At 67.3% G+C, this 12529-nt stretch carries 10 protein-coding genes; 4 read left to right on the top strand and 6 right to left on the bottom strand.

Going from position 1 to position 12529, the window contains the following annotated elements:
* Window positions 1–213 precede the first annotated feature (213 nt).
* From ACZ9YD_RS07170 to ACZ9YD_RS07160, 3 genes are all read left to right on the top strand, one after another.
* On the top strand, window positions 214–1134 hold the full coding sequence (locus ACZ9YD_RS07170) for a copper resistance protein B (RefSeq protein WP_465074431.1): 921 nt from the start codon (window positions 214–216) through the stop codon (window positions 1132–1134).
* Window positions 1135–1632: 498 nt separating this feature from the next.
* On the top strand, window positions 1633–2445 hold the full coding sequence (locus tag ACZ9YD_RS07165) for a DMT family transporter (RefSeq protein ID WP_465074429.1): 813 nt from the start codon (window positions 1633–1635) through the stop codon (window positions 2443–2445).
* Between the two features lie 167 nt (window positions 2446–2612).
* Window positions 2613–3857: an MFS transporter gene (locus ACZ9YD_RS07160; protein ID WP_465074428.1), complete on the top strand. Its 1245-nt coding sequence runs from the start codon at window positions 2613–2615 to the stop codon at window positions 3855–3857.
* Window positions 3858–3905: 48 nt separating this feature from the next.
* Here ACZ9YD_RS07160 and ACZ9YD_RS07155 read toward each other — a convergent pair whose 3' ends face one another.
* The 4 genes from ACZ9YD_RS07155 to lexA are packed head-to-tail and all read right to left on the bottom strand — an operon-like array spanning window position 3906 to window position 9802.
* On the bottom strand, window positions 3906–7154 hold the full coding sequence (locus ACZ9YD_RS07155) for an error-prone DNA polymerase (protein WP_465074427.1): 3249 nt from the start codon (window positions 7152–7154) through the stop codon (window positions 3906–3908).
* Window positions 7151–8572 (bottom strand): Y-family DNA polymerase, encoded by a 1422-nt coding sequence (locus tag ACZ9YD_RS07150; RefSeq protein WP_465074426.1) that lies wholly within the window; start codon window positions 8570–8572, stop codon window positions 7151–7153. Before ACZ9YD_RS07150 ends, ACZ9YD_RS07155 begins: the two co-directional genes overlap by 4 nt.
* An 11-nt stretch (window positions 8573–8583) precedes the next feature.
* Window positions 8584–9201 carry a translesion DNA synthesis-associated protein ImuA gene (gene imuA / locus ACZ9YD_RS07145; protein WP_332077258.1) on the bottom strand — a complete coding sequence of 206 codons (618 nt, stop codon included), beginning with the start codon at window positions 9199–9201 and terminating at the stop codon, window positions 8584–8586.
* A gap of 1 nt (window position 9202) precedes the next feature.
* The gene (gene lexA, locus ACZ9YD_RS07140) at window positions 9203–9802 is read right to left on the bottom strand and encodes a transcriptional repressor LexA (protein WP_465074425.1); all 600 of its coding nucleotides are present in this window, start codon (window positions 9800–9802) and stop codon (window positions 9203–9205) included.
* 249 nt (window positions 9803–10051) lie between these two features.
* On the opposite strand from lexA, the gene ACZ9YD_RS07135 reads away from it, so the two are divergent.
* Complete coding sequence (locus ACZ9YD_RS07135; protein WP_465074424.1) at window positions 10052–10405, top strand: hypothetical protein; 354 nt, start codon at window positions 10052–10054, stop codon at window positions 10403–10405.
* A 12-nt stretch (window positions 10406–10417) separates the two neighbouring features.
* Here the strand turns inward: ACZ9YD_RS07135 and ACZ9YD_RS07130 are convergent, their stop codons facing one another.
* Both ACZ9YD_RS07130 and ACZ9YD_RS07125 read right to left on the bottom strand, forming a co-directional pair.
* Window positions 10418–10828 (bottom strand): DUF4124 domain-containing protein, encoded by a 411-nt coding sequence (locus tag ACZ9YD_RS07130; RefSeq protein WP_465074422.1) that lies wholly within the window; start codon window positions 10826–10828, stop codon window positions 10418–10420.
* 124 nt (window positions 10829–10952) lie between these two features.
* Window positions 10953–12260 (bottom strand): replication-associated recombination protein A, encoded by a 1308-nt coding sequence (locus ACZ9YD_RS07125; protein WP_465074704.1) that lies wholly within the window; start codon window positions 12258–12260, stop codon window positions 10953–10955.
* Window positions 12261–12529: the final 269 nt, after the last annotated feature.

The following is a 12529-nucleotide window of genomic DNA, read 5'->3' as shown; positions in this document are numbered from 1 at the left end:
CATCATCCGCCGGCCACGAAGCCTGCTGCAGCGAAGCCGACGCCGCGCGCGACGCAGCAGCGACCACGTGCGTCGAAACCCGCAGCGCCACTGGTTACAGATCCCCACGCGCATCACCGCACGCCGGCAGAACCCGCGGCGACACCTGGCACCCATGCAGTCCCTGCGGCCGCGCATCAGGCGCATGGAGGCGGGCACACGGAACCTGCAGCCGTGCACAACAGGGGTGCAGATGATCCGCATTCGCTGCATCGGGGCCGTGCCGAATCCGACACCGCGCAGGATCACTCGGCGCACGCAGGTCACGCGGGATATCCGGAATCCAGCAAGCCGGAGATACCACCTGCAACAGATGACGCGCATGCGCATCATCGAAGTGGACCTGCACAACCAGCCGGCGATCTACCGGCCGACCATCCGCCACGCGAACCGCTGCCACCGATCACCGATGCCGATCGCGCCGCCGCGTTTCCGGAGCATCTGCGTGGTCACGAAATGCACGGCGATGCGATCCGCAGCTTCGTGCGCATCGACCGCCTGGAAGCCTTCGATGGCGACCACGGCAGCGGCCAGGCTTGGGAAGCGGATGCATGGATCGGCGGCGACACCGACCGACTGTGGTTGAAGGCCAGCGGCGAACGCAGTGCAGGGCGCACACATGCCGCGGATCTCGACGTGCTCTATGGGCGCAGCATTTCGCCGTGGTGGGATGTCGTGGCCGGCGCCCGCCAATCGTTTCGACCGGGCCCATCGCAGACCTTCGCGGCGGTGGGCGTCCAGGGCCTCGCGCCGTACATGTTCGAAGTCTCGGCCATGGCGTACGCCGGTGAAGGCGGTCAGGTCATCGGCGAACTCGAACTCGAGTACGAACTGCTGCTGACGAACCGTCTGATCCTGCAGCCCGTGGTCGAACTCGAACTGGCGCGCCGCGACGATCCAGCACGCGGCATCGGCAGCGGGCTCACCAAGGCGGAGGCCGGCCTGCGCCTCCGCTACGAGTTCACCCGCAAGTTCGCCCCGTACATTGGCGTCGTACACGAACGCGCGTACGGCGATACCCGGGATCTGAGGGAAGCCACCGGAGTCGAACCCGACGACACGAAGATCGTGATCGGGCTGCGGACCTGGTTCTGAGTGGTGGCTGGGGAAGGTTGCGTCCAGCGATGGCCGCCACTTGCAGCACGAGGCAAATCGGAATCTTACATAATGTACATTATGCGAAGTCCATGGTGAGGCGTTTACGGCTGGTTGTGCGGTTCCCTCAACGTCGCTGACCGCCCACCCGCGTTCGCTCGGGCCATCGCTGCTTCGATCCCGCTGCTCCGGCAATGCACTTCGAACGCGAAGTGCCGGCCAATCCGGTGCGATAGGATCGGTCACCCGGTGCGGATCATCGCCCATCCTGGAGCAGACGTTTGGCGTCCCCGTGCTTGAGGAATCTACTGGAGCCGCCTGTCGAGTCAGCTCGCCGCGCTGAGTCCGCAGAGTCACCAATCCGGATGGCGGATCTGGCGTTCCCGATGGTCTCCGCGATGCAGAGCCGGTACTAGCACGGTGGCGAAACTGTTTCCGCACCGAGACGCCGCAGGATGGCGCGCGTTCTGCTGCCTGCCGGCGCTGACCGCGTTGACGATGATGGCGTTCGCCGCCAATTCGCTGCTGACACGGTTCGCCTTGCAGCGCACCTCGATCGACCCGGCGAGCTTCACGCTGACGCGCATCGTCGCCGGCGCGGTCACGTTGGGCCTCGTGGTGCTGGCGACACGTCGAGCGACGCCGGTGTCCCGCACGGGACTGGCGTCGGCAGCGCTGCTGTTCGTGTACGTCACCGGGTTTTCCTATGCGTACCGGCACATGGACACCGCCGCCGGCGCGCTGGTGTTGTTTGCGTGTGCGCAGCTGCTGATGATCGGAGCGGGTCTGCTGCGCGGCGAACGGACCAGCGCGTTGGGCATTTTGTTGGCGCTCGTTGGGCTCGTGGTGTTTCTCGCACCGTCGCCCACTGCGCCGCCCATGGCGTCTGCCGTAGCGATGATGCTGGCGGGCCTGGCCTGGGGCGCATTCTCGCTGCTGGGGCGCAGCGGCCACGATCCGCTTGCGGGGACTGCAAGCGCGTTCTTCTGGTCTGTGCCGTTTGCGATTGCACTGCTGGCGTTGCGCTGGCGCGAGGTGCAAATCGATGGACTGGGCCTGGTCTATGCCGTGATCTCGGGCGCCATCACATCGGCACTCGGCTACGTGCTCTGGTACTGGGTGCGGGTGCGCATGGCCGCCATCACGGCGGGCACGGTGCAATTGTCGGTACCGGTCATCAGCGCGCTGATGGGCATGCTGGTGCTGGGCGAACAGCTGACCATTCGGGGCGCGGTGGCCGGCGCGGTCGTATTGGCCGGTATTGCGTTGACAGGTTTCAGCACCCGGCGCCCCGCTCAGCCGTCGCGCTGACGCGATCGATAGTGGAATGCGACAGACCGTGTCGCTGCGCTGTGGGACGAATTCTAGATCAGGCTCTAAGCTGCAGCCCCCCATGACGCCCCGCGCATCCGGCGCAGCGCTTGAACAGGTGTCGATCGATGCCTGCGGCTGCGCGATGCTGGAACTCGAATTCTCCGATGTCCGATCCTGCCCCTGCCCCTGTGCCCGTCACCGATCCCGCGACCCCGCGCCCGGCCGACCTTGCTACCCCGCCCCAGGGTTTCGCGATCCGCGTCGTCGGTGCTGCAGCGTTCGCGCATCTGCTCAACGATCTGATCCAGGCCATGCTGCCGGCGATCTTCCCGATGCTGAAGGGCGATTTCGACCTGGACTTCGGCCAGATCGGGGTGATCGCGCTGGTCTACCAGATCACCGCGTCGCTGCTGCAGCCGTGGATCGGTCTGTACACCGACAAGCGTCCCCTGCCCTGGCTGCTGCCGGCCGGCATGGCGGTGACGTTCGTGGGCATCGGCGTGCTGGCGATGGCGCACAGTTATTCGATGCTGCTCGTCGCTGCGGCGATCGTCGGTGTGGGCTCGGCGACCTTCCACCCCGAAGCCTCGCGCGTGGCGCGGATGGGCTCGGGCGGACGCTTCGGCACGGCGCAGTCGACGTTCCAGGTCGGCGGCAATACCGGCTCGGCGATCGGTCCCTTGCTGGCCGCGGCGATCGTGATTCCGCACGGCCAGTCCGCCATCGCGTGGTTCCTGCTGGTCGCCGCGCTCGCGGTCTTCGTGCTGCTGCGGCTCACGAAATGGACGGTGCTGCATGGCCAGGCACGGTTGACGCGTCTGGCGGTCACCCGTGGCACGGGACTGCCTCGCGGCAAGATCGTGCAGGCGATCGCGGTGGTGTCGGTGCTGATGTTCGCGAAATTCGTCTACATCGCCTCGTTCACCAACTACTTCACCTTTTATCTGATCCAGCGCTTCGGCGTGAGCGTGCAGCAGAGTCAGGTCTATCTATTCCTGTTCCTGGGCGCGATCGCGCTGGGCACGTTCGCCGGTGGTCCGATCGGCGATCGCATTGGCCGCAAGGCGGTGATCTGGATTTCCTTCCTCGGCGTCGCGCCCTTCGCGCTCGCCCTGCCCCACGTCGGCCTGGCGATGACGGCCGTGCTCGCGGTGCTCATCGGTCTGGTGATGTCGTCGGCCTTCGCCGCGCTGGTCGTGTACGCGCAGGAAGCCGTGCCCGGCCGTGTCGGCATGGTGTCGGGATTGATGTTCGGTCTGATGTTCGGCATCGGTGGCATCGGCGCCGCCGCACTCGGCCAGCTCGCCGATGCGCGCGGCATCGTGTGGGTCTATCAGGTCACCGCGTTCCTGCCGCTGCTGGGTGTCGCGACCGCACTGTTGCCGCTGACCACGCAACGTCGCCGCTGAATCGCAACTTCGGCACGTTTATCTGCCAGTGAGCGCAATGCAGGGCGCTCAATGGAAATCCCGCGACGGCAGCTGCATGCCGCCGAGCATGCCGCTGAGGTCCTGCAGATCACCGGCAATCAGATGGGCGACGCCATCGACGCGCTCCCAGCGGCCGCGCACCGCGAGCAGGCGTGATTCCAGCAATGCGCGACGCCGCCGCAACGCCAGGTGCGGCCAGACGATCACGTTGATCATTCCCGTCTCGTCCTCAAGCGTGACGAAGATCGTGCCCTTGGCCGTCGCCGGTCGCTGGCGTTGGGTCACGAGGCCCGCGACGTGCACCCCACTACCGTGCCGACGCTGTTGCAGATCGCGCAGGCCGATGATCCGGCGCTCGGCCATCTGCGCGCGCAGCAAGGCCATCGGATGCTGACCCAGCGTCAGGCCGGTGCTGCGGTAGTCGGACAGGATCTCCTCGCCCGCACGCGGCATCGGCAGTTCGACCGTGTCTTCATCGGGACTGCCCGGCAGCAGCGGCCGTTGCCGCTCGATGCCCGAGACCGCCCAACGCGCCGCGTTGCGATGGCCGGCCAGCGATGCCAGCGCACCGGATTCGGCGAGCACGCTGCGCGCCTTCTCATCGAGACCGGCGCGCAGGCACAAATCCTGGACGCTGGAAAACGGACGGCACGCGCGCGCGGCGACGATCGCCTCGGCCATGTCTTTCGACAGTCCAGCCACCAGACGCAGGCCCAGTCGGATGTCGGGCTGCGTGCCAGGATTGGCGTCGCTGCGCCACGCACGTCCGCCGACCAGCGTGCAATCGCGATCGCTGACCATCACGTCGACCGGCAGCACCTCCACCGCCGCGCGATGCGGACTGCCGCGACGTGCGTCCTGCACGATCTGGCTCGGCGAATAGAAGCCCATCGGCTGCGCATTGAGCAGGCCGCAGGCGAAGGCCGCCGGCTCGTGACGCTTGAGCCAGCAGCTGGCGTAGACCAGCTTCGCGAACGACGCGGCGTGACTTTGCGGGAATCCGTAGGAGCCGAAGCCCTTGATCTGTTCGAAGATCTGGTCGATGAACTCCGACGCGTAGCCCTTGGCTTCCATCAGCCCGCGGATACGCAGGCGATGCGGTTCCATGTCGCCGCCGCGACGCCAGGCCGCCATCGAACGACGCAGACCATCGGCCTCGTCGGCGTTGTAGCCGGCGTGGATGACCAGCTCCATGACCTGCTCCTGGAACAGCGGCACGCCGAGCGTCGGCCCGAGGATTTCGCGCACGCCTTCGGACGGATACGTCACCAGCTCATGTCCCTGCCGGCGTCGCAGATACGGATGCACCATGTCGCCCTGGATCGGACCGGGCCGCACGATCGCGACTTCGACCACGAGGTCGTAGAACACTTTGGGCTTGAGCCGCGGCAGCATCGCCATCTGCGCGCGGGATTCGATCTGGAACACGCCGACGGTGTCGGCGATCTGGATCATCTCGTAGGTCTGCGCATCCTCGCGCGGCAGGGTCGCGATCTCGAAATCGCGTCCGCGCTGGCCGCGCACCAGATCCAGCGCCTTGCGGATGCAGGTCAACATACCGAGCGCGAGGCAATCGACCTTCAACAACTGCATGGTTTCCAGATCGTCCTTGTCCCACTGGATGATGGTGCGGTTGTCCATCGCCGCGTTTTCCACCGGTACCAGATGCGACAGCGGTTCGTTGGAGATCACGAAACCGCCGACATGCTGCGACAGATGCCGCGGGTGGTCGCGCAACATCTCGGTGATCACGAGAATTTTGCCGATCAGCGGATTGTCGAGATCGAACCCGGCCTCGCTGATGCGCTGTTCCATCGGCGTCTCGCCGTTGCCCCAGCCGTAGCAATTGGCGAGCAATGCGATCTGGTCCGGCGGCAGACCAAAGGCCTTGGCGACATCGCGCACCGCGCTCTTGCCGCGATAGGCGATGACCGTCGCCGCAAGCGCGGCGCGTTCGCGGCCGTATTTGGCATAGACGTACTGGATGACCTCCTCGCGGCGTTCGTGCTCGAAGTCGACGTCGATGTCGGGCGGCTCGTTGCGCTTCTCAGACAGGAAGCGCGCCATCAGCAGGCGGGTGTCATCCGGATTCACCGCGGTGATGGCGAGCGCGTAACAGACCGCCGAATTCGCCGACGAGCCGCGGCCTTGGCACAGGATGCCCTCGCCTCTGGCGAAACGCACGATGTCGGCGACGGTCAGGAAAAACGCTTCGTATTTCAGCTTCGCGATCAGCGCGAGCTCGAAATCGATCAGCTCGCGCACTTTCGGTTGCGGGCCATCGGGCCAGCGCACGCGGATCCCCTCTTCCGTCAGATGACGCAACCACGTCGTTGGCGTATGTCCTTCGGGCACCAGCTCGACCGGATAGTCGTAATGCAGCTCGCGCATCCCGAAGCTGCACCGCGCCGCGAGATCGACAGCGGCCTGCATCAGATCGGCACCGTAGATATTGCCCAGTGCACGCCGCGAACGCAGATGCCGTTCGCCGTTGCGGAACAGATGCTCGCCGCAGTCGGCGATCGGTGTGGTGTGGCGGATCGCCGTCAGCGTGTCCTGCAGGATGCGCTCGCGCCGCGTCGCCATGTGCACGTCGCCACTGGCGACAGCAGGGATGCCGAGCGTGCGCGACAGCGCCAGCAACGTGGCCAGGCGCTGGGCATCGTCGCATTCGCGGTGCAGTTCCACGGCCAGATGGGTCCGCTCTGGAAACACGTCGCGCAGCCAGGCGCCCTGCCCCGCTTCGGGCATCGCACCGGGCAGCCACACGGCGAACACACCGGGTGTTTTCCCACGGCATTCGGCTTCGACATCCGCGCGCGAGAGCCGGTACTGGCCCTTGGTGCCGGCGCGACGGCCGCAGGTGATCAGCGCACACAACTGCGCGTAACCCGCGCGGGTTTCGACCAGCAGCACGAAACGCGTGTCGTCCAGCAGCCGGAACTCGCTGCCGACGATCAGCTTGAGTCCGGTTTCCTCCGACGCCTCCAGCCCGCGCACGATGCCGGCGAGCGAGCATTCGTCGGTGATCGCGAGCGCGCTGTAGCCGCAGTGCACGGCGCGCGCGAACAGTTGCTCCGCGCTGGACGCGCCGCGCAGGAAACTGAAGTCCGACAGGCAATGCAGCTCTGCGTACGCAGGCAGATCGTCGCGGGTGTCGGGGGCGACGTCGTCGTTCGCGGCCGCGCGCAGGCGCCCGGCAACGCGCAGTGCACGCGGCACATGACTACCCGGCGTGTCGCGGTCCACGCCGTCGATCGCATCGTCCCAGCTCATGCGAACCAGCCGTGCAGCATCCAGCCGTCGAAGCGGCCCGGGGGCACGAAGGCCCAGCCGCGCTGGCCCTCGCGGGTTTCGACGACGTAGTAATCGCGGCGCGCTTCGGCGTCGTCCCACCAGCCGCTTTCCAGACGCTCCGGCCCGGACACGATGCGCAGGCCGGCGTCGTGCAGCGGCACCGGTTGCGGCAGCAGCCAGGCCGGACGCGGCGGACGCGCGGGTGCATCCGGAATCGCACCGCCGCCATCGCCGATGCGGCGCGACCATGCGCGTTCGGGGCGCGGATCGCCGGCTGGTGTCACGCGATAGACGGAATCGTCACCGAGCCGCGCACGCAGACGTTCGCGCAGATGTGGCCAGTCGAGCGCCTGTTGCGGACGGGTATCGAACAGATCGCGCGCGGCCGGCACGAACGGTGGCAGCTCGCGTGCGAGCAGGCGCATCGCGACGACGGGTCTAGCGATCTCGGTGCGTTCGAGCCGGTTGCGCGCGAGTTCGAACAGCATCGTCGCCGTGCGCTCGGGCGCGAGCAGGCCGACCTCGACATCGGTACTGCCCTCCTCGTGTTCCAGCCCGATCACGAAACGCTGCACGCCACCATCGCGCGCAGAGAGATACGTGCACAGATCGTTGATCAGGCGTCGCAACGGAAACAGCAGCGGCGGATGCGCCTCCACTTCGTAACCCAGCTCGACGCGCATGTCGAACCGGTCCGGCGGCGTGTAGCAGGCGACCGGATCGTCGCTCTCGCCATACAGCCTGCGCACGTGCGCCAGCACATCCGCGCCGAACCGGCGTTGCACGCCTGCACCGGGCAATTCACGTAGTGCACCGAGCGTGCGTACGCCCATGCGGTACAGACGTTCGCCAGCATCACCCGGTAATGCGGCGCGGCGCACCGGCGTGCGATCCAGCAGCGCCGACAGTTCCGCCGCGCCGGTCACCGCGAAGCCATCGCGCAGACCGACCAGCACGCGCGCGGCGGTCGGCGACGGCGCGAGCGCGATGCGATGTGCGAAACCCAGCGCCGACAGTTCTTCGCGCAATGTACGTTCGAACTGCGACCACGGCCCGAACAGACGGAAGCTCGCCTGCACTTCGAGCACGATCGCGCGCGACCATTGCTGACTCACCAGCGAGCTGTGGCGATACGCCCAGGCGGCCAGAAAACGATGCGCCGTCGATTCGGCCAGTGGATCGTGCGGTTGCGTGCGCACATCGGCCAGCAGCGCATGCGCGGCCGACAAGCGCATGCCGGCCTTCAGTCCGTGCGCGCCGGCCGCGGCGTTGACGCTGTGCAGCGTGCGCAGCTGCGCAGGTCCTTCGACCAGCGCGAACGGTGCGTCGGGATCCGGCAGACGACGGAGAACGGCGTCGAGCGCCAGTTGCGGCAGGAGAAGACAGGCCCAGAGCATCGCAGGATCATTCAGCTCGCCAATCGCAGCGGTTGCGACGGCACCTGCCCGCCCCGGCATTTGCGCACCTGCCAGGCCTGCACCTCGGGCAGATATTCCAGCCGCAGTGCGGCCGGTGATGCATTCGCCGCATGGCGTCGATCGCGCAATGCGAAGGCATGGCAATCACCGCTGTCGGCCGCGACCTGCAGGCGCCGCATCAACCGCGCATCGCCGGTATCCGGCCAGCCCAGCACCGCCGCGCAGGCACCGCTGCGCAGGCATTGCTCGAACGCCCACAGCGCATCGGCAGGCGACGCCTCGACGACATCCAATGCATCCAGCCGCACGCCCGCCGCCTGCCAGGCCGGTGCATACGGAATGCATGGCGGCGCGACCAGCACCACGCGTCCACCGGCGGCGGTGATGCGTGACAGCGCGGGGAACAGCAACGAGATTTCGCCGACGCCATCGGCCGGCAGCAGCAGTTCGGTCAATGCACGCGGCGGCCAGCCACCGCCCGGCAACGCGGCATCGAGCGCGGCATGTCCGGTCGGCTGGCCGATGTCGGCGCAGCGAGTGCCGCGCCCGGCCGACCACACCGTGCGCGCGGCCAGCAAGGCATCCAGCGACTGGAGTGCAGGCGCCATGTCAGCCCTGCCGTACCAGGCCGCAGTACAGGCCTTCGATCGCGAAGTCGGCATCGGCAGCGACCACGATCGGCGCATGCGCGGGATTGCGCGGCAGCAGGCGCACGCCGCCTTCGCGGTGCTCGAGCCGCTTGATGGTGATGGCATCGTCCAGCCGCGCGACGACGGTCTGGCCGTCGCGCGCATCGCGGCTGCGGTGCACGCCGACGAGATCGCCTTCGAGGATGCCGTCGTCGATCATCGAATCGCCCTCGACCCGCAGCAGGTAATCCGGGCGCAGCGAGAAAAGACTACGGTCCAGCCACAGCACACGATCGCTGCCGGTGTCCGGACCGATCGGCACGCCCGCGGCCACGCGCCCGAGCACCGGCAACGCCGCCATGCGTTCGCCCTGCCCCGGCAGCCGCAGCCCGCGCTTCTGACCGGCCTGCAATTCCACGAGTCCGGCCGACACCAGCGCCTGCACGTGCTTCTGCGCGGCATTGCGCGAGGCGAAACCGAAGGCCGCAGCGATCTCGGCCAGGCTCGGCGGCGCACCGGCGGCGATGCGCTCGCGCAGGAATTCGAGGACGGCGGCACGCTGGGGGGACAGATCGGTCATGGTGTACATTTGTACACCCTCGAAACGCGATGCGCCATCGGTCCCAGGACTCGCCCACTGCCGCGGCTTCCCGGGATCCCGATGACAGCCGCACTGCGCCTGACCGGTTCATGCAGATGCCCATTGCCGCGCGCGCCATGGATCACCGACGGATGCGCGCAAGAACGTTTACAGGGTTGTCCCCAGTGGTCGCGCCCATCGTCGGGCACCTAGCATCGGATCCAGTCTGTCTGGACTCCGGAGCGCATCGTGGACCGGCAACGCAAGGTGTTCCTGTTCCCCACCCGCTGGCGGCGTTCGACCTGGCAGATCACGGCCACCGTACTGCTGGCATTGCTGGTCGCGTCCAATGCGGCGTGGTTGCACGCCAGCCGCAGCGATGGCGATCCGACCGCCGCTTTCGCGCAACCCGGCCACCTCCCCTCACCCCAGCGCGTGATCTACGAATACCCGAAGCCGGCGGCCATCGCGGCCACGGCACCGGAACAGGTGGTGGCTTACCGTTCGACACCGCTGGCCGCGGGTGAGCGCTGCGCCGGCGGCCAGGTCATCCGCCGCCTGCCCAACGGCTGGGAAGGCACCAACCGGCCCTTCAATCCCTGATCGCCTGACGGCTCACCCGCGTCCGCGATGGTTGCAGACCGCCGATACCCGGTCGTTGAGGCGTTGCAGGTCGTCGTAGCGGCGCTGCATGCCGAGCCTGCGCAAGGCGTTGTCCTGGTTCGCGCGAGCGGCCAGACAGCGCGCATGCTGATCGTCTCGCCTGGGGGTGGACGCACGGGGTGCCCGGCCCTGCCGGACCGGAGCGGATCCACGTCGCGGCGTCGACGGTGTCGTCGGCGGACGTTGTGTGATCTTCGCCGGAGACGTCTCCTGCACCTCGATCGCCCATGTCCGGACGGCTTCGCCATCGGCGCAGGGCTGCGACTGGTAGCTGTGGCCACCTCCGCCATCGACGCATTTGTGGACGGACTGCGCGGCCGCCGGCCACGCGACGGACAGCAGCAGGCACAGGCAGATCCGCATCGGCATTTCCTTCGGGGAAGAACCGTCTACGACCCTGCGCGCGGGCGTCTGCCTGCACCATCGTGCAAATACCTGCAGCACTTCGGCCGCATGCCGGACCGGCCGTCGGGAAATCCGCAGGCGATCAGTCGTCGCCGGCCTCACGGGCCTTGCGGATTGCTTCCGCGCGTGCGGCACGCAGGACGTCGAGCTTGTCCTTGAGCTTGATCTCCATGCCGCGCGCGACCGGCTGGTAATACACCCGCTCGCCCATCGCATCCGGAAACGCGGTCTGGTCGAGCGCGATACCGTCTTCGGTGTCGTGGTCGTACTGGTAGCCGGTGCCGTAACCGAGTTCCTTCATCAGCTTGGTCGGCGCGTTGCGGAAATGCATCGGCACGTCCTGCGTGCCGTATTCGCGCACGTCGCGCTTGGCCTGGTTGAAGGCCATGTAGCCGGCGTTGGATTTCGCGGTGCTGGCCAGATAGATCACCAGCTGCGCGAGCGCGAGTTCGCCCTCGGGACTGCCGAGACGGTCATACGTATCCCAGGCATCGATGGACATCTGCAGCGCACGCGGATCGGCCAGGCCGACGTCTTCCACCGCCATGCGCGTCATGCGCCGGGCGAGATATCCGGGATCACAACCGCCGTCGAGCATGCGCGTCAGCCAGTACAGCGCGGCATCTGGATTCGAACTGCGCACGCATTTGTGCAGTGCCGAAATTTGGTCATAGAACTGCTCGCCGCCTTTGTCGAACCGGCGCGTGCGATCGGCCAGCACCTGATCGATCGTACTGCCGGTGACTTCACCGCCCTCGCCCGCCAGTTCGGCCGCGATTTCCAGGAGCGTCAGTGCGCGTCTTACGTCGCCATCGGCGGCCACCGCGATCAGCCGCAGCAGATCCTCGGCGATCCGCAGCCCGCGATCGCCCAGTCCGCGCTCAGCATCGGCCAGCGCACGGTGCAGCGATCCGAGGATGTCGTCGGGCGACACCGATTCCATCACGTGCACGCGGCAGCGCGACAGCAATGCGGAATTGAGTTCGAACGACGGGTTTTCGGTGGTCGCGCCGACGAACACGATCGTGCCGCGTTCGATGTGCGGCAGGAACGCGTCCTGCTGGGTCTTGTTGAAGCGGTGTACCTCGTCGACGAACAGCACCGTGCGGCGTCCGCCGTCGAAGCGGTGCGCGGCCTCGGCCAATACCTGGCGCACTTCCGGCAAGCCCGACAGCACCGCCGAGATCGCCTTGAACTCCGCGTCCGCATAATGCGCCAGCAGCAGCGCCAGCGTGGTCTTGCCGCAGCCCGGCGGCCCCCACAGCACCATCGAATGGATCTTGCCGGCCTCGACCGCCGTCCGCAGCGCGGTGCCTTCGGCGACCAGACGGCGCTGGCCGACCATCTCGTCGAGCCTGGCCGGCCGCATACGTTCGGCCAGCGGACGCATGGCGCTGCGATCGACTTGCAACAGGTCGCCGCCATCGGCGCGGGTTGGGTGGGAACGGGGCACGCGATTAACCTGAGACCTGGATCTGCAACGGAGTGCCGGGATGACGATATTGCGACACAGGGACGTGATCACAACCGCAACACGCCAACTGACGCGGCTTGCCAGCGCTCTTCTGCTGCTTGCCGCTTCGACGACGGCCGCAGCCGACTGGCGCAGCGATGCGGTGGACACGCTGGTTCGCGAAAGCGACGCGCATCGACTCGTGG

The organism is Luteimonas sp. AC640a (assembly GCF_979256585.1).
This window is presented reverse-complemented; position numbering and strand designations above follow the sequence as displayed.

Coding starts and splice junctions, on each gene's coding strand:
- ACZ9YD_RS07130 (WP_465074422.1), bottom strand. CDS start 10,828: ATGCGGATCTGCCTGTGCCTGCTGCTGTCCGTCGCGTGGCCGGCGGCC.
- imuA (WP_332077258.1), bottom strand. CDS start 9,201: ATGGCGCCTGCACTCCAGTCGCTGGATGCCTTGCTGGCCGCGCGCACG.
- ACZ9YD_RS07150 (WP_465074426.1), bottom strand. CDS start 8,572: ATGCTCTGGGCCTGTCTTCTCCTGCCGCAACTGGCGCTCGACGCCGTT.
- lexA (WP_465074425.1), bottom strand. CDS start 9,802: ATGACCGATCTGTCCCCCCAGCGTGCCGCCGTCCTCGAATTCCTGCGC.
- ACZ9YD_RS07165 (WP_465074429.1), top strand. CDS start 1,633: ATGATGGCGTTCGCCGCCAATTCGCTGCTGACACGGTTCGCCTTGCAG.
- ACZ9YD_RS07125 (WP_465074704.1), bottom strand. CDS start 12,260: ATGCGTCCGCTGGCCGAACGTATGCGGCCGGCCAGGCTCGACGAGATG.
- ACZ9YD_RS07155 (WP_465074427.1), bottom strand. CDS start 7,154: ATGAGCTGGGACGATGCGATCGACGGCGTGGACCGCGACACGCCGGGT.
- ACZ9YD_RS07160 (WP_465074428.1), top strand. CDS start 2,613: ATGTCCGATCCTGCCCCTGCCCCTGTGCCCGTCACCGATCCCGCGACC.